This is a genomic window from Acinetobacter kanungonis (assembly GCF_009939195.1).
Classification (GTDB): domain Bacteria; phylum Pseudomonadota; class Gammaproteobacteria; order Pseudomonadales; family Moraxellaceae; genus Acinetobacter; species Acinetobacter kanungonis.
Genome location: NZ_JAACKC010000001.1, coordinates 602625 through 626881 on the forward strand (window position 1 = coordinate 602625; position 24257 = coordinate 626881).

Below are 24257 nucleotides of genomic sequence, written 5' to 3' on the forward strand. Positions count from 1 at the left end.
TTCGATGCTGCTGGTGATTGCAATCCCTAGCTTAGAGAATACCTGTATAAAACTGTTCTTTTAATATTTTTAAAATCAATTCAATCGCTTCGCTGCGCTGTTCCTTGCGATAACTGGCGTACAAACCAATGGTCGGTAAAGGTTCAATGGTGTTCTTCACCACAATTTTATCGCCCAATAATGGAATGACATAGGCAGGCACCAGACTCCAGCCTACTCCCATCCCGACTAAATTTACATTGAGCAAAATATTGGTCGAGTACTGAACTACATTTACATTGAGTTTGGATTGTTTGAAAAAATCCTGAATGATTTTATACAGCTGCGGCGAAGCCCCTTCATCGCTGATAATAAAATCTTGCTGATTGAAACTCTTGATGCTGACATGGCGTTGTGCGGCTACGGCTGAGTCTTTCGGGACAATCAATGCCAAAGGTTCATTAAAGATTTGTACATATTCCAGTTCACTTGATTCATCAATATATCGGGTGAAGGCAATATCAATGTCGCCTTTCTTTAAGGCTTTGAATTGGTCTGCATCGGTCAGGCTATGGAAGTGAATTTTCAAATCAGGAAAATGCGCTCGGATATTAGGCATGATGTAGGGAAAGATTTTCATCTCGGCGACAGGCACGAAACCAATATGCAGTTGGTCTTTGCTCATGTTTGCCACTTTCCGCGCATCGTGAATGGCCTTTTCTGCATGTTCCAAACTGAGTAAGGCTTCTTTCAAAAAAGCTTTACCTTCTTCAGTCAGCTCGACTTTACGGTTGGAACGCACCAATAACTGTACTCCAACCTCTTGTTCCAAATCCTTGATTTGTTGACTCAAAGAAGGTTGTACCGTACACATGCGTTGCGCTGCTTTGGTGAAATTCAGCTCCTCAGCCAATGCAACAAAATAGCGTAAATGACGTAGTTCCATCTGTGTTCTCCTTAATGTTGAACGCGTACAACTTGAGCTGCCACCTTGACCCGATACACCCATAGTGTCACTAAAGTCATTCCAGCACAAAACAGATACGTTGCGGTATAGCCCCAATAGGCAATCAATAGCCCCATGATCACTGAACCCACCGCCAAGCCTAAATCAAACAAGGTGAAATACGTGGAAATGGCATGTCCGATCCGTTGCTTGGGTACACTTTGAATGGCCACCGTTTGCAAACATGGAAACAAAGTGCCATAGCCAATGCCTATGAGCACTGCCGACAACCACAAGACCCATGCCTGATGCAACTGACTTACCACGGCTAGCCCCAGTGCAAACAGCAGAAAAGAGGGATAAATCACAGCACTGGCGCCTTTCTGGTCAAACCAACGTCCGACCCAAGGGCGAACAAAAATCATAGAACAGGCAAACACCAGAAAAAATGTACTGGTATATGCCATCAACTGTTTGGTTTCAGTATAAGCCGCAATAAAGCTCATCACACTCGAATAAGCAAATGCCGTTAATAGCGCCACCACACCGACCGACAACACTCGAAACTCAATAATATCGTGTACCGTTAAACTGGAAGAAGCGGGTTCGATTGAAGATTGCTGATCATCATCCTGAACTGGAATGCAAAGGCAGAATAAAAACCCGATGGTAATTAATCCAGAGAGGACAGCAAACAGCACAGTAAAGCTGGCATATTGGGTGATGGTTAATGCCAATAAAGGACCAAAGACCACACCTAAATTGGTGGACATCACAAAGTAGCCCATGCCTTCGCCTCTGCGTTGTTCAGGAATAAATTCATTCGCCACAGGTACGGTCACTGTGGTCAAAATACTGAACCAAATGCCATGAATAAAACGCACCAACAGCAGGCTCCACATGCTGTCAATCCACAGATAACTGAAGCCAAACAAGATAAAAAGAACTTCCGAGCCACGGAAGCTCAGCTTCTTGCCAATTTTTTCCGCGATCAATCCTGAAAATGGACGTACCAAGATGGAGGAAATTAAAAATAGCGTCAGCGCCAAACCAGCTTCTTTTACCGACCCACCCAAATCTCGCATGATATAGACAGGGAGAATCGCCAACATCGCAAAATAATAGGTAAATAAAAACAGGTTATTCAGTACACAAAAAATAAATGCCCGATTCCATAGCCGACTTTCATGCAGATCCGACGTCATTTGGAATCTACCTGCGGAGTTGCATTGATCCGAGCAGGTTGCAATACCAGATTCAGCAAGGCTTGAATATAAGCTTCATCAGGCTGTCGGTTAAAGAAAATCATCTGGTAATGAATTGGGGCATATAAAGTGTCGAGCATCAGTTCAAAAGGGTAATCAGCTCGAATCTCACTTTGCTCAATTGCCAGTTGAATCAACTTTCGGGTCGCTTCACGGCGCGGCAATAAATACTGACTAAAAAACGTCCCTGCCGCTTCACGATGTTCCGATAAAACCACCATCAAGGCACGCCCTATCGGACGGTTTAACGCATGCGATAATTTTAATAACTGTTGTTTTAAATTAAATTCCAGACTTTGTGCATAGTCCAGTTCAAACACCGAAGCCGTTTCTTGCTTAAAGGCTTCAAAGACCAAATCGGATTTATGCTTCCACCAGCGATAAATGGTGGATTTACCCACACCTGCCCGTGCGGCAATCTCTTCGATCGTCAATTTGCTGTATTCATAGTCTTCCAAGGCTGCAATCACGGCATCCAAAATACATTGCTTGCGCCGAGAAGTTTTTTCCAGCTCTGACATAGATCACCATACAAACGAAACGATACGTATCGTTTTATAATAATGTAAATATTGCGTCAGTACTAGCCAATTAAGACCAAGGACTAATGATTTAGAGAAAGATTAGAGATAAAAAAACCCGTGAATCTGAAACTCACGGGTTGCGCTTGAACACAGCTAAATTTTAGCTCGGTGTCGATGCCTTTTTATAAATGCTGCAAGATGGGTGGTGGTTCTCTTGTAAACGCGCCACTTTACGTTGTTCCGCAGCTTCAAAGCGGCAACGTTTCCACTCATTGCTTAAATCCAATGGTGGAATCTGTTTTGGCTTACCTGTTTCATCCACGGCAACCATGGTGAAATAACAGCTATTGGTATGGCGAATAGTACGCTTTTGAATATTTTGCGCTTCTACACGAATACCAATTTCCATAGAGGTACGACCAACATGGTTCACACTGGCAAGGAAGGTTACAAGTTCACCAACATGAATCGGCTCTTTAAAGTTCACTTTATCAACCGATAGTGTCACAACATAACTACCTGAATAGCGGCTTGCACAGGCATATGCCACCTGATCCAGCAACTTTAAAATAGTTCCACCATGGACATTACCCGAGAAATTTGCCATATCTGGAGTCATCAATACAGACATGGTCAACTCCGACTGATCATCTAAAATTGGAGTAATTTGATCTAATGGGGACATCGCGTTCTCTAGACTCTTACAAAGATAGTAGAATATGTGGTCATTATTATATAACTTTTGTCGTAAATAACATGTTCAAATCGGCAATAAAGTCATCATTATTATTTATAGTGATTAGCACATCATTCAGTAAAATATATATTAAAGCAGTCAACTTTAATTTAAACCTATAATTTCATTATACTTATTTAGAATAATGTCGATTTCAGCTTCACTTGCCTTGAAGTTGATGCATCAATATGAATCTGAATGAAACGACGGCTTCAGCCCAATTTTATTAGGGTTAAGGAAATTTCAATGGAATTATGTAGCATCGATTTCTATGACGCTCAGCATTTCACGACAGACATGGTCATAACTGAGTTGAGTTTTAACATCTAAATCAGCGCTAATTTGATAGGAACCATCGCAATGTAACGCCACAATTTTGAATAATATATTTGGAAGTGATGCCAATTTTACGGTTTGACCCAATTCGAGTTGTTGTAAAGACATGGATGCTGTTTTCATTTTTAGGAGAAGAAGAAAATTTTAAAGTGCAGTATATTGAGCAAGAATATCACTGTAAATAAATTTCTTTAAACAGCATCATCTCTGATTATTTTAAAAAAAAATTAATTTATTTCAATAAATTATAAAAATATAATTTAAGATAAGTTATGTGATTAATAAAGTTTATTATCTGATGAATCATCATCTGGTATTGCAAATTGCTGCAAATAAAAAAAGGAAGCTTTCTAATGCTCCCCTTTTCAGTCTTTCCTTAATTCTGCACAGTAAATTGTGGAATTTTATAACCGCGTGAAAAATTCTGCTGATCAAACACTTTGAAAATACTGCTCAATTGTTTATCCGCAGCGGTTACTCCTGCTTGCATGGTTTCTTCACGCCCACGCACATCAAAGATATGTGATTTTTCCCTTAAATCGGGTTGAATCACCACATCGGCATGTTTGAGTTCTTCTTGTGCTAAACGGTTTTGCATAATGTTGATATTCTGGTTGAACAATCCCCAGACATTACTGGTTTCGGTATGTTCAGGCTGCGCCAAGATATCCACGGCAATCACAATATCCGCACCCAACTCACGTGCCACATTCACAGGTACTGGACTAACCAAGCCCCCATCAACATATTCCTCACCCGCAATTTTTGTTGGAATAAACATGCTCGGAATCGAAACAGAAGCACGCACGGCTTGCCCCGTGTTGCCATAATTAAATACGACCTTTTTACCTTCTTTCAGCTCAGTGGCCACCACGTACATCGGAATTTTCAAGTGTTCTAAGGGCGTACTCAAGACTTGTTCATTGACATAGTCTTCCACCTTTTGACCATCAAAAAAGCCTGTCATGGCTAACTTCACATCACGTACATCATTTGCCTTCATGTTCAGCGCGATGTCCCGTAATTGCTGTGCATTTTTCCCGCTGGCATAAATGGAACCGACCACACTGCCAGCACTGGTGCCCACAATCATATCGGGATGAATGCCATATTGTTCTAGCACTTGAATCACACCAATGTGCGCATAACCTCGCGCCCCACCACTCCCCAGCACCAATGCCACAATAGGACGATGTTCAGTTTGCTTCAGCTTCTTAAAATCGACACGATCTGCTTTGGCTTGGGCCTCAACCAGTGTTTGCTTGGTAGGGTTCTGATTAAAAGAAAATAGCGATGACTGAGCCATGGCTTGCCCTGAAAACATGCAGATAATGCCAATAACTAAGCTAGATTGAAGCAATTTCAAGGCGGACTAAACTCTCTGATCGGGACTGATGGTTATTCTATGCAAACGACAGTTTTTCTCTGTTGCATTTCGTAAAAATGTCATCTTGCCGTATTAAGATAATGAAGAAAAACCGTGAAATCATGGAGACTGTGCTGCATTTTCGCAACTAGGTTTCGCTTCACCTGCTTAGATGGCATTCCAATACGGATAACAAGACCTTAAATAAAAAAAGCCAGCCTTGCGGTTGCAGACTGGCTTCTTCAGATTCAGATGATTGGTTGCATTACCAAATATCAGAATTCACTTTATCTTTAAATTTCGGATGATTATCCAGCTTAAATTCTGGTTCTTTAATGCCTTGCTTCAACTGCGAGGTATAGTCTTTCAACAGCATTAATGCAAAAGGTGTTAACAACAGAATTGCAAACAAGTTAATGGTTGCCATTAAGCCCATAGATAGATCGGCCATAGACCATACCAATGGAACACTGGTGATGGCGCCGAAGTACACCATAAACAACACCAGTAAACGGAACACAAAGATCACTTTACGGTTATTGTTGATGAACTGCATATTACTTTCAGCATAGGCATAGTTACCAATGATGGAAGAGTAAGCAAACATAAACAGAATAATCGCAAGGAAGTCATCGCCCCAGCTACCAATCTGACTTACCAGCGCCATCTGAGTTAACTGTACACCCGCAAAACCTGCATCATGGTACAACCCTGATGACAAGATGATGATAGCAGTACATGAACACACCACGAAGGTATCGACAAATACACCCAGCATTTGTACCAAACCTTGGTTTACAGGATGTTTTACATCTGATGCTGCTGCTGCGTTTGGCGCAGAACCCATCCCTGCTTCATTCGAGAATAAACCACGTTTAATCCCCATCATCATTGCCATAGATACCATGGCACCAAAGAAACCACCTGCCGCAGCATCAAACTGGAAAGCATGCGAGAAAATCAATTGGAAAATGTCAGGCAAGATTGGCAAGTTTTTCACAGCAATGTACAACGCAACTGCCAAATACATGACTGCCATGAGGGGTACAAAGCTTTCTGCCACTTTGGCAATACGCTTAATCCCGCCAAAAATAATCACCGCAGTTAAGATCACCAATGCAAGACCGACCCAAGAAATTTCAAAAGAGAAAAGTCCCAAGTTCAACATGACATTGGCTTTATCCCAGCCCCATGCATGTGAAGTTGCATCAATAATCGAGTTGGCTTGTACTGCATTAAACACAAAGCCATAGGCTAAAATCAGGGACAGTGCGAAGACCACACCCAACCATTTTTGTTTTAGACCTTGGGTAATGTAGTACGCTGGACCACCGCGGAATTGCTGGTTCTGGGTATCACGAACTTTAAATAGCTGTGCAAGTGATGATTCAACGAAGGCTGAACTCATCCCTAAAAATGCAGTAAGCCACATCCAGAACACCGCACCAGGACCACCAATGGCAATGGCAATCGCCACACCTGCGACGTTACCCACACCAACACGGCTCGCAAGACCCGTCACAAACGCCTGAAACGGGGTAATCCCATGATCATCATCGCCCTCTTTACGGCTTGATTTCATCACTTTGATACTGTGGAAAAACAGTCGAAGCTGAACAGCGCCCGTAATTAAGGTATAGAACACCCCAACCACAACCAAAAATACAACCAGAAAGTTCCATAACGGATCATTCAGCATTTGCACCCAAGACATCAGGGTCGCATTTAATTGTTCATCCATTTTCTTATTCCTTAAGACTCAGCAGATATTGTTTGGCAATTCAAAAAAGGCCTTGAGAACAAGACCTTTTGTTATCACTTAAGCGAAGAACTTAAGAATAAGTTGAATTACAGTTGCATTGATCAAGTCAACAAAGAATGCGCCACAGAGTGGAACAATCAAGAAGGCTTTATGCGAAGCGCCATACATATTGGTAATGGCCTGCATATTGGCAACAGCAGTTGGGGTCGCACCCATACCAAAACCACAATGTCCCGCAGAAAGGACTGCTGCATCGTAGTTTTTGCCCATCACACGGAAAGTGACAAATGCTGCATACAATGCCATGGTGATGGTTTGCGCACCTAAAATCACAACCAATGGACCCGCAAGGTCTGCCAGTTGCCATAATTTTAACGAAAGCAATGCCATCGCCAAGTACAATGACAGTGAAGCATTACCAAACACATCAATCGCACGGTCAAAAATACTGACTTTGAATACGCCTTCAAGGATGTTACGTAAAATTACGCCACCGCCCAAAGTCCAAACAAAGGTCGGAAGTTCAAACCACGTGCCTTTACTAAAGCCCGTCATGAATTCAGCAAAAGCCAAACATGCTGCAAACATACCTAAAGTGGTAATTGCATTGTCCGCAGTAATTAAACGCACTTGATGTGGATATTCAAACGGAGCAGTTGCTTCAGCTTCTTTCTCGGTCATTGGAGTATGATCACGCGTTTCAATTTGCGCATCAGTTTTTGGTTCAGCCAATTGATAACGGTTAATCAACATTTTTGCCAAAGGACCACCGATTAAACCACCGATAATCAAACCAAAAGTCGCACTTGCCATACCCAGTGCTAATGCACCTTTGATACCATGTTGAACTTCTAGAATTTCGCCCCATGCACCCGCAGTACCGTGACCACCCGTCAAGGTAATTGAACCCGCGATTAAGCCAATCAGTGGGTCAATACCCAATAAAGTCGCAAGACTAATCCCGACAAAGTTCTGTACCACAATGAATGAAGCCACGGCAATCAGGAAGATCACCAAGCCCATACCACCTTCTTTCAGTTTAGAGAAGTTTGCACTTAAACCAATTGAAGCAAAGAAAATCAACATGAAGCTGGTTTGCAGTTCACTACTGGTGCTAATGCTAAAACCCCAGATGTTGTACACGACTAGGGAGAGAATAGCCGCGACCAAACCACCAGCAACAGGTTCAGGGATATTATAACGACGTAAAAAGTCGATATGATTCACAAGGAATCGACCCAACAACAATACAATGACTGCTGCAATCAGCGTATAAAACGCATTAAAAGTAAGTGCCATAATTCTTGTCCGTCAATTTTATCTGTTGTTATACAGATAAATAATAACGCCCTAAGTATGAAAAGCTACAAGCGGCAATTTGTACAAACAGTGAAACACTCTGTACAGCATCCGCGTGCAGGTCCAACTTTTGAGCAAGAGAATTTAGAAGTTGTAGCGTGCCATTGCGCCTACGCGATTATCTTTCCCTTTTACCCCAGAGAAAGTTTCACGCTCACCATAAATATATTCCACCCCAAGCGTGACAGGCGTCACGGGGTTGTACATCACATTGAGCCAACCTTGTTGTAAGGTTTTGTTCTGTACGGTATCTGTCACAGCCAAATAATCAGCAAAATCATTACTGTCATTTGCCAACATCAATCCATAGCCCAAAGTACCCCGTACTTTAGGATTAAATTGATAAGTCGTACCTACAGTTAAGGCATCGAATTCATTTAAGTTTAGATCTGCCGTTTTAGGTCCAACGTTATAAGCCGTATTGGTATAGAGCAGGAATTTATCATCCCCTTTGACATGCGAGTAATCACCCAGCACACGGAGCTGATCTGTAACTTTATAGCTTGCGCCTAAACCCACGCCCCAACTAAAAGCAGTCTCATTATCCGCTTCGGTTACGCGTAATTCCTGTGCCAATAAACGTAGCGATGATGTTCCTTTACCCGCAGCAAAATTCTGTTTCAGTTTTGCCGTTAATGCGGGGAAGCGATTGTCATCACGCCCTTTTTCCAGACCTAAAAAATAGGAGGTGTCTGTACTTAATTTATTGCTATAACGCAGCATGGGTGTACGGAAGGTACCAATACCCAAAGGCGAGTTGAAATCTAGCATCTCTGGTTGTAAATCAGTCGCTAAGAAATTAGACGTCGTTTGACCAAAGAGCCAATGATTTAGGGTTAAGTAGGCATGACGGATACGGAGCGAATCATTGCTGCCACGAAAATCGACTTCGACTTTAGCACCAAGCTCTTGACCTTCAATCGGTGTTTTAAAATCCAAACCGAAACGGGTTGTGGTTGCGGTACTATAAAAACGATCTTGTGTTTTATTTTGATCTGCGGTGTTATCTAATGACACTGCATTAATACGGTTAAAAATGGCATTGCCACCATCAACTTGATAAGACGCATCCCCACGGACAAATCCATATAATTTGACTTCTGAACCACCTGCAGTTTTAAACTGCAAAGGCGATGATTTTTCGCTATTGGTTGCTGTCACAGCAGAAACTACAGGCGTTTTCTCAACAGCTGGTGATGTGGTCGTAAGTGGTGCTGATTTTGCTACCACCGGTGCTTGTTGTACTTGTGGAAAATTTTGTTGAATCAAAGCTTTGAGTGCTTCAACTTCAGCTCTTAATTGTGCAATTTCCTCTTGCTCAGCAGACGCCGCGTGAGTCGCTGTCATCATCAAAGTCGCTATGCTAACAGCTAAACTTTGTCGAATCGCAGGCTTCTTCATGAGGGGTAAACTCATTCCAAACTCCTTGTTCCTTTGGTATTTTGCATGTTCATCAAGATCTATTTGTATCGGGTAAACAAATAGACCCATACGACCATATCAATTTCACAATTGATAACTGTCGAAATGAAAGCGCAACATTATGCTGTCTTTTGCTCAAAAGTTTTATTATTTTTTATAAACTCAGTTTTAATTGATTCTAATTTAATCTAATCACTACCTTTCAAAACAACCTGTTTTAGCTGAACCATTATGCTAACTTATTGTAAAAATAAATAAAAAAAAGAGGCATACGCCTCTTTTTTTCAACAGCACTGTATATTTTAGAAATTATACATCGCCACCACATTTACACGATTTTCTTCACCCGTTTTGCTGGTTAATGGTGTAGTCGCATTTGGTGCCGAGAAGGTCTCACGCTCACCATACGTATATTCAAGTCCTAGGCTGACTGGTTTGATTGGGCTATAGAATACGTTTGCCCATGCTTGCCATAAATCTTTGTTCAACGCAGATGGATTAGCTGAAGCATTAATATAATCTAAATCTGTATCATGGTTCATATAACCATAACCCAATGTACCACGCCACTTCGGATTGAACTGTTGGGTAATGCCTACAGTAATTGAGTCAAACTCACTTTGTTGAATATTTTTATTTGCATCAATAGCATAACCTGGGTTCGACCAAGAAACAAAGCTGCTGTCACCTTTGACATGGTAATAGTCGGCTTTTAAAGTGGTGCTTGGTGTCACATTAAATTTGGTCCCTAAACCTACACCCCATGCCACTTTCTCATCATCAGAAGTTTGCTTGTCTGCCACCATCGTACGCGCAGTCACAATGCCTGCGTTATCTGCGAACTTATGGTTAAAACGTGCAGTTAGTGCAGGAATACGCATTTGGTTATCTGGATCTGAACCTAAAGTCGTACCAGAGTTATCGCTATATTTAGAATCTTCAAGTGCGAAAATCAAATTGGTTTGAGGGCTAAAAGTGCTGGTATAACGCACTTGAGGTGTACGTTTTACTGCACCACCAACATAACCTAAAGCATCAATTGATTCTGGCATATAGTCAGGCACGGCAAAGTTCGACCATGTTTGACCAATCAACCAGTTTGCATACGTTAAATAGGCGTGACGGATACGTAAAGTGTCATTGGCACCAAGGAAATCAACTTCAACCTTACCAGCAACATCACCACTTTGGGTTGGAGTTTTAAAATCAAAGCCTAAACGTGTTGCAGCCAAAGTTGATTTGAAAATATCACTGTTACCCGTTGTACCTTCTAAAGCAGCTTTATTAATTTGGTTATATGGATGCCCTTTGTTTGGACCACCATCAATCTGATAAGTTGCATCTGCACGCACATTACCGTAGAAGTTAACTTCTGCACCACCAACCGTAATCCCTAGACCTTTTTTCTCTGGCGCTGGTTTTGCAGGTGAAATTTGTGCCGCAACTTGAGCTTGATAATTTTGCTGCTGCACATTCATTTGTTTCTGCTGCTGTGCATATTGTTCCAACATGCCACGCAACTCTTGAACTTCTTTACGTAATTGTTCAACTTCCGTATTAGTATCTGCCTGTGCCGTTCCCGCTGCTGCTACACCCATCGCCAAAACTAATGTTTTTAAACGTACAGACATCTTTTGAGTCGTCATCCTAAATTCCTTATCCATCACTGTGTGAATTATTGGTTGTTCATTCCACTGAACATTTCTTGAGCCAAAATGTGACAGATAAGTCTAATATCGACTATATATGCTTTAGTCGAAGCCTATAATTTTGTTTTTTATACAAATTACCATTCCGTTTGCACCGTAAATCAGGCTAAACCATTGTCTTTTATACATAAGTATTGAATAAATATTCAAAAATAATGAATTATGGTTCATTATTTCAAATTATCAGCATGTACTATCTGGAAATTTTGATCAAAACTCATACCTTTAAGGTATTAAAATCAACCTATTAAATGTCTTTTTTTCTTGAATTCATACCTGAATATTTCATCCAGAACTGCAAAAAACGTCCGTTTTACTCATCTATCGCTTGTTACAGGGTCATTCAACCGAGCACGCCTCTTTAAAATGCATGATTCCCAAATTAAGAAAACCTGAAATTTAAGTGCTATGGTGTATTGGCAAAATTTTGATTTTGAGCACTAATACAGGCTTCTAAACTTAGAGACCATGCAGCATACAAAAGCAATTCTAAAATGCCGTGTAGCTTGCAAGCTGAACAGAAGTAGAACTGATTAGACTGGTAGGAACAAAACAACAAAGGCGTAATTAAATTTACGCCTGTAGTATTCAGTTAGCGCTTAAATCGGCTGATTAAAGGTATCGCAATCTTTTAAATTGCCTGACTTCAAGCCTGCTTGGAACCACTTCATCCGTTGCTGACTAGAACCATGGGTAAAGCTATCTGGCACCACCTGTCCTGTTGCCTGTTTTTGCAGATAATCATCGCCAATTTTCTGTGCGGCATCCATGGCTTCTTCAACATCCCCTTGTTGTAAAAATTGGGTCCGTTGTTGATTGTGATACGCCCAGATGCCTGCTAGACAATCGGCTTGCAACTCCTGACGCACAGAGAGTTGATTGGCTTCAACTCGTGAAGTTTGTGTGCGGGCTTTATGGACTTGATCTGAGATTCCCAATAAATTTTGTACATGATGCCCAACTTCATGCGCAACCACATAAGCCTGAGCAAAATCTCCAGCTTGATCTTGGCGGGTTAATTCAGTCTGGTTTTGCTCACCACTGATGCCCATTTGCTGATGCATGTCTTTAAAGAAGGTGGTATCAATATAAACCTTCTGATCGATCGGGCAATAAAAAGGTCCCATCGCAGCCTGAGCTGCACCGCAGCCAGAATTTACTGCACCTGAAAACATCACCAATTTAGGTGGCGTATATGGCTGATTTAACTGTTGCTGAAATACCATATTCCATGTGTCTTCAGTATCCGCCAACACTGTCCCCACAAACTCCATAGCTTCTTGTTGCTCAGGCGTTGGATTATCCAAACCTTTGCTTTCTGCCACTGAAGTCTGCTGGGTCACTTGCTGTGTAGCTTGATATGCTTGCTGCGGATCTACACCAAAAAATTTCCATGCAACAAAGGCAACGACCAGCCCCAAAATACTGATGCCACCCACTTTACGGGCACCGCCGCCACGGCGGTCTTCAATATTGCTACTGACACGACGACCTTTCCATTGCATAGCCGTATTCCTTATTTTTATGAAGTAGATCGCTATAGATTATGCCTGTTTTGATTTCGGCCAAATCTTTTTAAACACAGTCAATACAAGAATAACGGTCAAACCTGCCGCAATACCTATCATCAAATTAATCAGCATTGGAGTTAATGCGCCAAAAATACTGCCAAAACTAGGAATCAGCTCTAAATGGTCAACCGTATCTTCAGTAAAATGATGAATTAAGGGTACGGCATGATTAATAATTCCGCCGCCCACCAAGAACATGGCAATAGTGCCAACTACGGTCAATGTTTTCATCAGTTTCGGCGCAAATGCCAACAAGAATCGACCAATGCTTTTCTTAAAATTGCCGCCTTGTTGAGTCAGATACAGTCCAATATCATCAATTTTGACAATCAGCCCAACAAAACCATACACCCCTATCGTCATGACAATTGCGATGATGCTAAGTACCGTCAACTTACTGATAAAGGTAGCAGTCGCAACTGTACCCAACGAAATCACCACAATTTCCGCAGACAAAATAAAGTCGGTACGTACTGCGCCTTTAATCTTTTCCTTTTCAAAAGTGGCGAGGTCAGTTTCAATACTTTGTAGCTCTTGTTCTGCTTCTTTTTCATCTTTCGCTTTACGATGTTGCAGACTGTGCAAAACTTTCTCCACACCCTCGTAACATAAGAACAAACCACCAATCATCAATAGTGGATTGATTAACCATGGCGCAACCACACTAATCAATAATGCCAGTGGAACCAAAATCAGCTTATTTACAAAAGAGCCTTTGGCGACACTCCACACCACAGGTAATTCACGTTCAGCACGTAGACCACTTACTTGCTGTGCATTCAGCGCCAAGTCATCCCCTAAAACGCCCGCAGTTTTCTTGGCTGCCACTTTACTCATCACCGCAACGTCATCTAATACCGTCGCAATATCATCTAATAATATTAATAAGCTACTCGCCATTATATTTATCCTAAGAACTTTGCTCTATTTTAATGAGATCTGATGAAAAAAACTGTATTTGCATGATGATTTATGTTCGGATTTATTTTTTTTCCACTTCTATTTTTTTCTGCTGACATTAAAAAAAATTATGCCGTACAATGTAGCCCATTAATTGACTGCAGATGTAGTAAAAACACTACTTTTTGGAAAAGAAAATGAGTAATCAAGATAATCGTCCAGTCATTTTGACTGGCGACCGTCCGACTGGGCAACTTCACTTAGGTCATTTTGTTGGTTCTTTACGTTCACGTGTGGGTTTACAAGATTCACATCATCAACACCTGTTATTGGCTGATGCACAAGCATTGACTGATAATGCCGACAATTTTGAAAAAGTACGTCGTAATATTCTTGAAGTTGCAACAGATTACTTAGCTGTTGGTATTGATCCAACCAAAACTACAATTTGTGTTCAGTCATGCTTACCTGCATTAAATGAACTCACGATGTTGTATCTTAACTTTGTGACTGTTTCTCGTTTAGAGCGTAACCCGACCATTAAATCTGAAATTCAGATGCGTGGTTTTGAACGCGATATTCCTGCTGGCTTCCTGTGCTATCCAGTTGCACAAGCGGCAGACATCACGGCGTTTAAAGCGACTGTGGTACCTGTGGGTGAAGACCAAATTCCAATGATTGAACAAACCAATGAGATTGTTCGTCGTATTAACCGTCAAATCGGTCAGGACTTATTACCAGAATGTAAAGCATTGCTTTCGAATATGAGCCGCTTACCAGGCTTTGACGGAAAAGCGAAAATGTCGAAATCATTAGGCAATACCATTGTGCTTGATGCTTCTGATAAAGACATTAAGAAAGCAGTCAATGCAATGTACACCGACCCAAATCACCTGCGTATTGAAGACCCAGGTCAAGTCGAAGGCAATATTGTATTTACTTACCTAGACGCGTTTGATCCAAACAAAGAAGAAGTTGAAGAACTAAAAGCACATTATCGTCGTGGTGGTTTAGGCGATGGTACTGTGAAAAAACGTTTGGAAGGCGTATTGAAAGAACTCATCGGACCAATTCGTGAACGTCGTATCGAACTTGCAAAAGATCCAGACTACATTATGGATATTTTGAAAGCAGGTACAGATAAATGCCGCGATATTACCCAACAAACTTTAGATGAAGTGAAATCAGGTTTAGGCGTTTTCCACTTCTAAACATGTTTTAAAGCTGCACAAATTAAAGGTCTTTGATAAGGCCTTTAATTTTATAGAATAAAAAATATTCAACCCTCTCACAATACTCTCCAATTCTTAACGTGATTTAACAGTAAATAACGTGATTGCTCATGAATGCAGACCTGTTTCCAATTATTCTAAATCTATAGTTTAGAGCACCTAAACTTGTAACATTTCTCCTTAACCGAACTGTGCAAACAGATTCGTTGTTCTACGCAATGATCACCCCAATCGTTGCGTATTTTTTTTGTCTCAAAGTTTTTTAGACTTATTCTCATTTCGATGCTATCTTAATCAATAAAGAAGAAATTTGTACTTTATTTGTTATTAATAACTTAAAAAATTGAGAATTCGAACATGTGGGAACTTGTGACGCACCCGTCAAATCTGGTTTTTAGCATTTCCATATGCCTACTATTTCTCTTTGCCTTTTTTGAACTGACTTTGCTCTTACTTGGTGGCGGAACTCAGGGCATTCTCGATCAACTTCTACCAGCAGATCTGACCTCTCCTGAAGTCGATATTGATACTGAAGCTGGTTGGCTGTTACAGGTTTTAGACTGGTTATATCTTGGCCGTGTTCCATTATTAATCTGGTTCATTATTTTCCTGACCATTTTTGGGCTGTTCGGGCTTTTTTTGCAAAGTCTTGCTCACCTCTTTACGGGAGCTTATTGGAGTGCATGGATTTTAGCGCCAGCCAGCTTCTTTTTATGCATGCCGCTGGTTCGGTTCACGGCAAAAATTGTTTCTAGGGTTTTACCCCAAGATGAGAGTACCGCCATTTTTAGCGAAGAGCTGGTCGGACGAACAGCCATCATTATACTCGGCATTGCCAAACCTCATTCTCCAGCTCAAGCCAAAGTCAAAGATCAATTTGGACAGATTCATTATGTTTTGGTCGAACCTGAACAGGATGAGTCCTTTAAACAGGGTCAACACGTCATTTTGACCCAAAAAACTAAAATTGGCTTTCAAGCCATTCGTGCAGAAACTTAATAACACTTCAACTTTGAGTATTCCATGTTAAATCCAAATATTATCAATATGTTAGTAATTACTGGCATTATTTTTGTCGCCATCATCGTGATTGGCTTTATTGTCGCCCGTTTGTACCAACGTTCCAGTAAGGAAATTTCATTTGTGCGTACGGGTTTTGGCGGTGAAAAGGTCATCCTTAACGGTGGTGCGATCGTTCTTCCCGTATTGCATGAAATTATTCCTGTAAATATGAATACCCTACGTCTTGAAGTGGTGCGTGCAGAAGACCAAGCTTTAATCACTCGTGACCGCATGCGGGTCGATGTCATGGCTGAATTTTATGTGCGCGTCAAACCCACAGCAGAATCCATTGCAACTGCGGCACAGACTTTGGGTAAAAAAACCATGTCGCCAAATGAGTTAAAGAATTTGGTTGAAGGTAAATTTGTCGACTCTCTGCGCGCTGTAGCCGCAGAAATGGCGATGGAAGAACTGCATGAAAAGCGCGTGGACTTTGTACAAAAGGTTCAACAGGTCGTCTCTGAAGATTTATTCAAAAATGGTCTAGAACTAGAAACTGTTTCTTTGACTGGCTTAGACCAAACCAGCTTTAAATATTTTAATCCGCAAAATGCTTTCGATGCTGAAGGTCTAACCAAACTTACAGAAACCATTGAAGACCGACGTAAAAAACGTAATGTGATTGAACAAGATGCCGATCTCGCGATCAAAACCAAAAACCTAGAGGCAGAACAGGCTCGCTTGCAGATTCTACGTGAAGAAGAATATGCCAAATTGCAGCAAGAACGAGAGATTTCTGTCCGTCGCGCAGAACAACTCGCGGAAATTGCGGCTCAAGAAGCGGCTAAAAAACGTGAGGCTGAAGAAGCACGTATTGCTGCTGAACGTGAAGTTGAATTGAAACGTATTGCTTCGGCACGTGATGTCGAAAATGAAAATATTCAAAAGTCGCAACTCATTCAAAAAGCACAAGTGGAGCAAAAGAAAACCATTGAACTGGCAGAGCAAGATCGCGCCATTGCCATTGCTGAAAAATCACGTGCAGAATCTGAAGCCAAAGCTCAAGCCGATCAGGCACGTGCTCAAGCGGTAAAAGCTGAAGAAGAAGTGTTAACAGTACGTGAAACACAACGTGCTGAACGTGAAAAGGCAGTTGAACTTGTTGCGGCAAAACAAGCAGCAGAAAAAGATGCGATTGCTATTACTGTTGCGGCAGAAGCAGGTAAAAAAGCCGCAGTCGATGAGGCTGAAGCAATTCGCATTGCAGCAGAAGCTGAAGCTGAAAAAGCCCGCTTAAAAGCCAAAGGTGAAGCCGACGCGAAAGTCCTGTTGGCACAAGCGATGGAAAAACAGTATCAAGTCGATGCCGAAGGTACCCGTGCAGTCCATGAAGCCAATAACACACTCTCCAGCGAACAAGTCGAAATGCAAATTCGTCTTGCCCTACTCAAATATTTACCTGAAATCATTCGTGAAAGTGTTAAACCAATGGAAAACATTGATGACATCAAGATCTTGCAAGTCAATGGTTTAGGTCATGTGGCTCAACCTCATGGCAGTGATGCTGCTAGCGAACATGCTACGACTTCATTGTCAGATCAAGTGGTGAATAGTGCGCTGCGTTATCGCTCTCAAGCTCCCCTCATTGACAGCTTAATGAGTGAGCTGGGACTACAAGGTGGTGACATCAATGGTCTAACCCAGCAGTTAAAGCCGCAAAGCAAAGTTTAAGCCTACCCATAACGAAAAGCGCAACATCAGTTGCGCTTTTTTCAGCAAAAAAATTACAAATAGGTCTGGTATATTCGGTTAGAATTCAAGCATATAAACTCTTAACACAAGGACCGTGCATGCATCTTAGGATCTATCCTGCTTTGTGGTTTGATAATCAAGCGTTAGAAGCGCTGGAGTTTTATTGTTCAGTTTTTCCCCATAGCCAAATTCTTGAACAGAATGCGACTGTGGTAAAAGCATCCCTTGCCAATCAATTATTTATTGGCATTAATGGCGGTCCTTACTTTTTACCCAATCCTGCCATCTCGTTCACTGTCATTTGCGAAAATCGTCAAGAAATTAATGCGCTATGGCAGAAATTGATGATTGGTGGCTCGAGTCTTAAAGACCTCGGACATTATGCATGGAATGCTTACTATGGCTGGGTGCAGGATCAATATGGCTATTCATGGCAATTACAATTAGGTCAAGCCAAACAAATTCAGCAACAAAAAATCATGCCGAATTTACTCTTTTGCGGCATTCATCAAAATCAGTGCTCACAAGCTCTGCAATATTATCAAAAGATTTTTCCCAACTTTCAGCGCCATCAACTAACTCGCTATACATCAGGCGAACTTAAAGGACAGATACAGGACTGTAGTTTCAGCATCAACCATCTAGAATTGATTGCGAAGGATAGTCCCGATACGCATATTTTCGATTTTAATGAAGCAGTTTCTTTTGTCATACCATGCAAAACCCAGCAAGAAATTGACTATTACTGGAATTATTTTACCGAGCATGGAACAGAAAGCTGGTGTGGCTGGTGCAAAGATGTCTTTGGTATCAGTTGGCAAATCATACCTGAAAATATCAGTGCCATTTTAAAAGGCAAACCACAAGCATTATCGGCACTGACCCGCATGAAGAAAATCATTATTCAGGACCTGCTGGTTTAAAAGCTAAATAGATCATTTTACATATTCAAAATTTTAATAAATGCACCCAATATAAACGGATCAACTGCCCACGGTCATAAGGAAAATTAGAAAGGTATTCATAGCCTAGTTTATTGCGTTTATTGATTTTGATTTCAATGCCATAGCCAAAGGAAATACTCAAGGCATCCAAATCAGCATTAAACTCCCCTGTGCCTAATTTATTACTGAAATTATCCGAGTTATAGGCCGTATAGTTAAACACCCGAATATATTCATTTTCATAGAAATCATTATTCAGTACGGTGTAATCTTTTTCTTCTTCGTCATGTTTTTCCGCAAGCTTTTGATAATAATTAAAAATATCATCCCCAATAAATTCATCCATATGCACATCTTCATTTTCGGCATAGGCGCTATTGATGAACAGTAACAACAAGAAAAAGCAGCGACAAGCAAACAACTGAATTGAGCCGAGCATATGTAACACTATGTCTTCACAGCATAATTTTAAAATTTACTATAGCATGTTGAAATATGACTTCATACAGCGTGCTTTAGAAATCTCCAATTGACTGAATACTCATGAAAACATAAAAAAAGGGCCTCATCATCATGAAGCCCTTTCCTTGAATCACCCCAAACTTGCGTTGGCGACTTTAGACTTAGAACTGCTTTGTGACAGAAAAGACCACACTGCCTTTCATCATATTGGCATCGCTATCAATATTATTATCAATCCACACCAATTCTGAACTTAGACCAAGGAAGTCTGCGCCGAAACCAATTTTATAGTCGAAATAGTCATCTTGCTGCCCATCCCCACCGAAAGCTTGAGCGAATTTTTCATTATCTTCCAGTTTGGTATAGCCCAAGCTCGAAACAAGTTTAATGCTGTTATACACGGGGAATTTATACGTCGTACTGAGATAAATTTCTGTGCCTGACTTGAAGGCAAATTCAGGTGAATAGAAGACACCCGCAGTGAAATAATCGCCTGCCGTCACTAAATCACTATGATTATAGTTCACGCCAAACTCACTAAAGTCGGTGTGATATTCTTTGATCGTGCCAGGATAATTGACATCGGCATAGTTAATATCTAAGAATGATTTTTCTGTGATTGGTAAAATATAACCCACAAAAAAGTCAGCTTCGACATTCCCACCTGCGCCCACATCGGCATTTGATGCCCAAAGGCTGAAGTACGCCCCAGATTTATGTGCAAAGTTTAAAGCACCTTGAACTGATGGATCTCGGTTCGACATCGACACACCACGGAAGCGATAATCGGTCAACATTGCCATTGAGCCTGCCACTGTAATCGCTGGAGTCGATTCAGTTGTTGATTCTTCGGCAAATGCTGAAACAGATGTCATCACAAGTGATGCAGTCAAAAGCTGCTGAGCATATTTTTTTAACATAGATTCCCCCAAATCTTTAGACATGCCATATCAAATGTTTGATATGGCATATTTCATTGCTATCGCAGCATTAGTGTTGATGTGTTGTAGTATCTTTTGGTGCATTCAAGTTCAAAGATGGCGTTTCATCAAAGAAGTTCCACGGCTTAAGCAAGACATTCACCCATTCCGTAGGCATGATTGGCCATTCTTCAGCACGAGCCACGTGAGTTGTCCCTGTGGTTAACCACACAACTAAGTCTTTGTTATCAATTGCATCATTATTTTTAACAAACTGACCTAAACCGGTATCTTTGTCTGAACGGTTCGGGTATGCACCCTCTGGATAGAGTTCAGTCGGATTGTATTTAGTGACCCAAATTTGCTTATCCATAAAGTTCAAACGCTTGAATAACCATTCATTTGGACTAAAATTCGCACCTTTGGCAATTGGATGTGTACCGCCTGCAAATGGAATCAATTGATACGAAACAGGATTACCGACTTTGTTTTCTTTCGAGTAATTGCTGATTAAGCGAATGGTTGATGGGTTAAATTTCTCAGCCGCATCTTGCTCAGTACGCACCACATGCTGTTCAATTTCCATCGCACTCTTACGCACGCCTTTCTTATTCACATTCACCACAGGGTTCATATGGGTTAAGGTGTTGTTCTCGCCATCCACATCTAAATCTAGACGGAAGTTATAAATGTGCTGATGGGTTGTCCCGACAATATTGTGATCCAATAAAGTGCCGTAACGCGTGTCTTCTTTTGCAGTTGCATCATGCATGGTCTTCGCTTTTACGCCTTTAACCGCTTCAATTCCTGTCGCACCTGCATTAATGCCCATAGTACCGTTGTCTGAGAAGACCCAGTCGAACATGTAGTCATAGTTACCCACGGTACTGATCCAACGAACTACCAATTCACGACGTTCTACGCTGACATTTTCTTGTCCCATTTCCTGATGCTTAAACTCAGGTCCTGCATAACGCTCAAATACCGCAATTGCGTTTGGAATCGTTACTGGGTTACCTTGATAATCAGCAATCACAGCATCCATAAGTACCGCATTTTCTGGAACGTCTTTACCACGCTCGATAGACGAGGTTAAAGTTCCCATACCGTATTCACCAGAATCAAGGTAAGACTTGAAGTACCAACCCATGTCTGGATCACCATAAGGTACAACCATCCCACCAAGGTTGCCTTGGTACATCACCTTACGTTTTACACCTTTATCTTTAAAGGTTACTGTACCCAATTGTAAGCCCACACGTGAATCAAGCCCGACGTGGAAGCACCAGTTACCCCAGTGAATGTACTGACCCGTGATGCTGTAGTTTTTACCCTCTGGTTCCACAATATTTAGAGGCTTACGTGTTTGTGCTGTTTTATTGCGACCATCATAAGGACGAGCCGTCATTGGCACAGGCACTAAACTGCCTTCTTCAATTTTGATGATTTTCTTTTTCTCTAAATCAACAACAGCCACCAAGTTTTCGATTGGATGTGCCCAGTAGTTACCATCACCTACATCTAAGTAGCTGACAATTTTCAGTAAACTGAGTTCTTTGTTTAGACCATCTTCGCCACCGAAATAACCGACAGTAAGTGGCGTACCAATAACTTTAGTCACATCTTTAATACCGCGCTTTGCCAATGCTGCATGGTATTCAGGGCTCTTTTGGATAATCTCTTGCACCATCATGAAGTCATCCAACAACACCATACCATGCGTTGCAGGCAAGACTTTCCAGTTGGTCACTTTTTGGCTATTCAGATCGACCACACCTTCAATGATGTTGTCATTTTGCAACAAGCTAAATTCAGCTAAACGTGGACCTTTGTATTCTGTATGGTTGAGTACGCTGTTCCAGACTGCATTTTTTTCGGGTTCTTGTAAACGAACACGGCTGAAGCGCAGTACTTTTGGAGCACGTTGGTCTGCCTGAATAATTTTAGTGACCGACTGAATTTCGTCTGCTGTTAGGGTATTTAATGGATGCTTGACGGTTTCAACTTGGAAAGTTTGATCTAAACCAGATTGGAAAATTTCATTTGCCAAAGTTTCAGATGCCATCGCCTGACCATCTTTCACGACAATTGGTGCTGAAATTTTTAATGGTTTGCCATTCACCATAATTGTGGTTGAATTTGGTTTCGCACGGACTAAGGTTGAGTTTTTGCTGATGGTATATACATTGGCATATTGATCTTGCTGTACCGTTGCGCCAACTGACTGCATGGCTTGTTGTAGCGGTAACATTTTCGCAGCTTCGCCATGTGCCATCGCTTGAGTCGCACATGCACCAATCGCCATTACGCCAATAACATTCGACATTTGTTTAAGGTATTTTTTCAACATGTGAGAATGTAATGTTTTCATCTAGGATTTCCTTAGCCTTACAACTGTTTTTCTATGCTGAAAAATTACGCTGTTGCCTAAGTAAAAAAATCATCCCAAAGGATGATTTTTTAAATTGAAGACAAATTCGGCATTTTTCTTCAAAGTTGAAGACCACATAACACTCGGCTCATTAATTCCTGACGGCTTTTCACTTGAGCTTTTTGATAGATATGCTGTAAATGGGTTTTAATGGTGGAGAGTCCACAATGCATTTCATTCGCAAGTGCCTGATTATTTAAACCTTTGCATAATAAATTCAGTACTTTAGATTCTTGGCGAGTTAAAGATTCAGTTAATCGTTCATTAAAGACACTCACCTGATGGCTCGAAAGATCATAAATTTGATTAAAACAGCAGGCAGTTAAATCGTAAAAGGATTCAATCATGCTTAATTCTTGTGCTGTAAAAGCAGCATGAGCAGAAGAACGAACCAAACTCATCCCTCGTACAGGAATACCATTCTGGCGGAAAAATAACTCGACAGTGTCTTGAATGTCCCACTTCTTTCTGAAGTCTTCGTATTCCTCGTTAGAAGTTGCTTGATGTAAAACACTTAACTTGATGTCTGGCTGTTGATAAGCATGTCGGAAATGTACTGGGTCATAATGCTGTTTATGTCCAAGATACTCCTCGACAGCAACTTGATTCACACCTTTGAATAAATATTGACTGGCTGTTGTTTCTGAATCGATGTTAAACGCAACCAATCCTTCAAATTGGATAACTTTCTGAAGGTTGCGACTAAATTCTTCACTGAATTGATTCCAATTTACCGCTTGCATCGTATCTAAACACTGTTAACACTCATGCCCGTGCAGTGCAATTTGTATACCAAATGTAAATTCATATGTGAAAAAGCGTATGTTGCTGTTGCAACATACGCTCTATATGATGTCAATTCAGTAACTTAAGCTAAACCTTTCTCTTTTAATACTTGTAGCATAGTCGCACCTAACTCCGCAGGGCTATGGGTATACGCCATTCCAGCACGCTCAAAAGCTGCGAATTTTTCTTCGGCGGTACCTTTACCCCCTGAGATAATTGCACCAGCATGTCCCATACGCTTACCTTTTGGCGCTGTTACACCCGCAATATAACCTACAACAGGTTTTGACACATTCAACTGAATATATTCAGCAGCTTCTTCTTCCGCTGTCCCACTAATTTCACCAATCATAATGATTGCATCAGTGTCAGGATCATCGCGGAACAGTTACCATCGATGCTTCTTGAAATAGCTTAATCTTTGAGTACTGTGGCATGTTAATGTATCGAATATAGCTAGCATCAATAAATACCCATTCTATAGCAGCATATTTTGACAATAACTTCAATATTTTTAATAGTTTGATATCTGCAGAGCATCAGGTGAACCGTTTAAACATCATTTTGGATTTATCAAAGGATTCTAGTAAATCTCTCCAAGGACGGTCAGTTCTAATTTTATAGAGCATCGCTTCAATATAACTTCTCATTTTATGTTTGAGTTAGATACCAAAATTATGGATAATCGGTTCTCAGCTTATACTGGTCTTGATCAATCTAAATTATACAAGGCATAGTAAGAGGCAGATTTGGTTTAGTGTTTAAATTTAACTTTCTCGCTTTTTTTGAAAAGTAAATGTCAACAGAACCTAATATATTTTTTCCAAAAGATTTTATACAACTAGACACAAAA

General features: G+C 41.0%; 20 protein-coding genes and 1 pseudogene. 4 read left to right on the plus strand and 17 right to left on the minus strand.

Going from position 1 to position 24257, the window contains the following annotated elements; genetic code table 11:
• Positions 1-31: 31 nt before the first annotated feature.
• From GWK51_RS02625 to GWK51_RS02680, 12 genes are all read right to left on the minus strand, one after another.
• Positions 32-925, minus strand: coding sequence for a LysR substrate-binding domain-containing protein (locus tag GWK51_RS02625; protein WP_161932558.1), 894 nt, complete (start codon positions 923-925; stop codon positions 32-34).
• Between the two features lie 11 nt (positions 926-936).
• Positions 937-2130: an MFS transporter gene (locus GWK51_RS02630; protein ID WP_161932559.1), complete on the minus strand. Its 1194-nt coding sequence runs from the start codon at positions 2128-2130 to the stop codon at positions 937-939.
• Positions 2127-2711, minus strand: coding sequence for a TetR/AcrR family transcriptional regulator (locus GWK51_RS02635; protein WP_161932560.1), 585 nt, complete (start codon positions 2709-2711; stop codon positions 2127-2129). The genes GWK51_RS02630 and GWK51_RS02635 overlap by 4 nt, the downstream gene beginning before the upstream one ends.
• A 163-nt stretch (positions 2712-2874) precedes the next feature.
• Positions 2875-3399, minus strand: coding sequence for an acyl-CoA thioesterase (locus tag GWK51_RS02640; protein WP_100240930.1), 525 nt, complete (start codon positions 3397-3399; stop codon positions 2875-2877).
• A 303-nt stretch (positions 3400-3702) separates the two neighbouring features.
• A complete protein-coding gene (locus GWK51_RS02645) occupies positions 3703-3894 on the minus strand; it encodes a hypothetical protein (RefSeq protein WP_161932561.1) in 192 nt (63 codons plus the stop codon).
• A 268-nt stretch (positions 3895-4162) separates the two neighbouring features.
• Complete coding sequence (locus tag GWK51_RS02650; RefSeq protein ID WP_161932562.1) at positions 4163-5092, minus strand: patatin-like phospholipase family protein; 930 nt, start codon at positions 5090-5092, stop codon at positions 4163-4165.
• Between the two features lie 325 nt (positions 5093-5417).
• Entirely contained in the window at positions 5418-6893 is a 1476-nt protein-coding gene (locus tag GWK51_RS02655; protein WP_100240928.1) for an alanine/glycine:cation symporter family protein, read from the minus strand.
• A gap of 78 nt (positions 6894-6971) precedes the next feature.
• Positions 6972-8213, minus strand: a complete 1242-nt coding sequence (gltS, locus tag GWK51_RS02660; RefSeq protein ID WP_161932563.1) for a sodium/glutamate symporter — start codon at positions 8211-8213, stop codon at positions 6972-6974.
• Positions 8214-8357: 144 nt separating this feature from the next.
• Complete coding sequence (locus tag GWK51_RS02665; RefSeq protein ID WP_161932564.1) at positions 8358-9689, minus strand: DcaP family trimeric outer membrane transporter; 1332 nt, start codon at positions 9687-9689, stop codon at positions 8358-8360.
• 308 nt (positions 9690-9997) lie between these two features.
• The gene (locus GWK51_RS02670) at positions 9998-11341 is read right to left on the minus strand and encodes a DcaP family trimeric outer membrane transporter (protein ID WP_161932565.1); all 1344 of its coding nucleotides are present in this window, start codon (positions 11339-11341) and stop codon (positions 9998-10000) included.
• Between the two features lie 662 nt (positions 11342-12003).
• Positions 12004-12909, minus strand: coding sequence for a KPN_02809 family neutral zinc metallopeptidase (gene ypfJ / locus GWK51_RS02675; RefSeq protein WP_161932566.1), 906 nt, complete (start codon positions 12907-12909; stop codon positions 12004-12006).
• A gap of 39 nt (positions 12910-12948) precedes the next feature.
• Positions 12949-13875 carry a DUF808 domain-containing protein gene (locus tag GWK51_RS02680; RefSeq protein ID WP_161932567.1) on the minus strand — a complete coding sequence of 309 codons (927 nt, stop codon included), beginning with the start codon at positions 13873-13875 and terminating at the stop codon, positions 12949-12951.
• A gap of 197 nt (positions 13876-14072) precedes the next feature.
• Between GWK51_RS02680 and trpS the strand changes: the two genes are divergently transcribed.
• The 4 genes from trpS (at position 14073) to GWK51_RS02700 (ending at position 18784) form a co-directional block, all read left to right on the plus strand.
• On the plus strand, positions 14073-15086 hold the full coding sequence (gene trpS / locus GWK51_RS02685; protein WP_016165833.1) for a tryptophan--tRNA ligase: 1014 nt from the start codon (positions 14073-14075) through the stop codon (positions 15084-15086).
• 378 nt (positions 15087-15464) lie between these two features.
• Positions 15465-16106 carry a YqiJ family protein gene (locus GWK51_RS02690; protein WP_161932568.1) on the plus strand — a complete coding sequence of 214 codons (642 nt, stop codon included), beginning with the start codon at positions 15465-15467 and terminating at the stop codon, positions 16104-16106.
• Positions 16107-16130: 24 nt separating this feature from the next.
• A complete protein-coding gene (locus tag GWK51_RS02695; RefSeq protein WP_161932569.1) occupies positions 16131-17840 on the plus strand; it encodes a flotillin family protein in 1710 nt (569 codons plus the stop codon).
• Positions 17841-17959: 119 nt separating this feature from the next.
• The gene (locus GWK51_RS02700) at positions 17960-18784 is read left to right on the plus strand and encodes a VOC family protein (protein ID WP_161932570.1); all 825 of its coding nucleotides are present in this window, start codon (positions 17960-17962) and stop codon (positions 18782-18784) included.
• A gap of 25 nt (positions 18785-18809) precedes the next feature.
• Here the strand turns inward: GWK51_RS02700 and GWK51_RS02705 are convergent, their stop codons facing one another.
• The 5 genes and pseudogenes from GWK51_RS02705 to GWK51_RS02725 all read right to left on the minus strand — a co-directional run.
• Positions 18810-19244, minus strand: a complete 435-nt coding sequence (locus GWK51_RS02705; RefSeq protein ID WP_161932571.1) for a hypothetical protein — start codon at positions 19242-19244, stop codon at positions 18810-18812.
• 184 nt (positions 19245-19428) lie between these two features.
• Complete coding sequence (locus tag GWK51_RS02710; RefSeq protein ID WP_161932572.1) at positions 19429-20187, minus strand: TorF family putative porin; 759 nt, start codon at positions 20185-20187, stop codon at positions 19429-19431.
• A gap of 70 nt (positions 20188-20257) precedes the next feature.
• Entirely contained in the window at positions 20258-22513 is a 2256-nt protein-coding gene (gene tynA, locus GWK51_RS02715) for a primary-amine oxidase (RefSeq protein ID WP_235941058.1), read from the minus strand.
• Positions 22514-22677: 164 nt separating this feature from the next.
• On the minus strand, positions 22678-23361 hold the full coding sequence (locus tag GWK51_RS02720) for a response regulator transcription factor (protein WP_161932573.1): 684 nt from the start codon (positions 23359-23361) through the stop codon (positions 22678-22680).
• Positions 23362-23486: 125 nt separating this feature from the next.
• A pseudogene (locus tag GWK51_RS02725) lies at positions 23487-23792 on the minus strand (succinate--CoA ligase subunit alpha); the annotation flags it as partial.
• Between the last annotated feature and the right edge of the window lie 465 nt (positions 23793-24257).

Excerpts from the sequence above, each read along its gene's own strand:
- GWK51_RS02625 (WP_161932558.1), bottom strand. The coding sequence starts at position 925 with ATGGAACTACGTCATTTACGCTATTTTGTTGCATTGGCTGAGGAGCTG.
- GWK51_RS02630 (WP_161932559.1), bottom strand. The coding sequence starts at position 2,130 with ATGACGTCGGATCTGCATGAAAGTCGGCTATGGAATCGGGCATTTATT.
- GWK51_RS02635 (WP_161932560.1), bottom strand. The coding sequence starts at position 2,711 with ATGTCAGAGCTGGAAAAAACTTCTCGGCGCAAGCAATGTATTTTGGAT.
- GWK51_RS02640 (WP_100240930.1), bottom strand. The coding sequence starts at position 3,399 with ATGTCCCCATTAGATCAAATTACTCCAATTTTAGATGATCAGTCGGAG.
- GWK51_RS02645 (WP_161932561.1), bottom strand. The coding sequence starts at position 3,894 with ATGTCTTTACAACAACTCGAATTGGGTCAAACCGTAAAATTGGCATCA.
- GWK51_RS02650 (WP_161932562.1), bottom strand. The coding sequence starts at position 5,092 with ATGGCTCAGTCATCGCTATTTTCTTTTAATCAGAACCCTACCAAGCAA.
- GWK51_RS02655 (WP_100240928.1), bottom strand. The coding sequence starts at position 6,893 with ATGGATGAACAATTAAATGCGACCCTGATGTCTTGGGTGCAAATGCTG.
- gltS (WP_161932563.1), bottom strand. The coding sequence starts at position 8,213 with ATGGCACTTACTTTTAATGCGTTTTATACGCTGATTGCAGCAGTCATT.
- GWK51_RS02665 (WP_161932564.1), bottom strand. The coding sequence starts at position 9,689 with ATGAGTTTACCCCTCATGAAGAAGCCTGCGATTCGACAAAGTTTAGCT.
- GWK51_RS02670 (WP_161932565.1), bottom strand. The coding sequence starts at position 11,341 with ATGACGACTCAAAAGATGTCTGTACGTTTAAAAACATTAGTTTTGGCG.
- ypfJ (WP_161932566.1), bottom strand. The coding sequence starts at position 12,909 with ATGCAATGGAAAGGTCGTCGTGTCAGTAGCAATATTGAAGACCGCCGT.
- GWK51_RS02680 (WP_161932567.1), bottom strand. The coding sequence starts at position 13,875 with ATGGCGAGTAGCTTATTAATATTATTAGATGATATTGCGACGGTATTA.
- trpS (WP_016165833.1), top strand. The coding sequence starts at position 14,073 with ATGAGTAATCAAGATAATCGTCCAGTCATTTTGACTGGCGACCGTCCG.
- GWK51_RS02690 (WP_161932568.1), top strand. The coding sequence starts at position 15,465 with ATGTGGGAACTTGTGACGCACCCGTCAAATCTGGTTTTTAGCATTTCC.
- GWK51_RS02695 (WP_161932569.1), top strand. The coding sequence starts at position 16,131 with ATGTTAAATCCAAATATTATCAATATGTTAGTAATTACTGGCATTATT.
- GWK51_RS02700 (WP_161932570.1), top strand. The coding sequence starts at position 17,960 with ATGCATCTTAGGATCTATCCTGCTTTGTGGTTTGATAATCAAGCGTTA.
- GWK51_RS02705 (WP_161932571.1), bottom strand. The coding sequence starts at position 19,244 with ATGCTCGGCTCAATTCAGTTGTTTGCTTGTCGCTGCTTTTTCTTGTTG.
- GWK51_RS02710 (WP_161932572.1), bottom strand. The coding sequence starts at position 20,187 with ATGTTAAAAAAATATGCTCAGCAGCTTTTGACTGCATCACTTGTGATG.
- tynA (WP_235941058.1), bottom strand. The coding sequence starts at position 22,513 with ATGTCGAATGTTATTGGCGTAATGGCGATTGGTGCATGTGCGACTCAA.
- GWK51_RS02720 (WP_161932573.1), bottom strand. The coding sequence starts at position 23,361 with ATGCAAGCGGTAAATTGGAATCAATTCAGTGAAGAATTTAGTCGCAAC.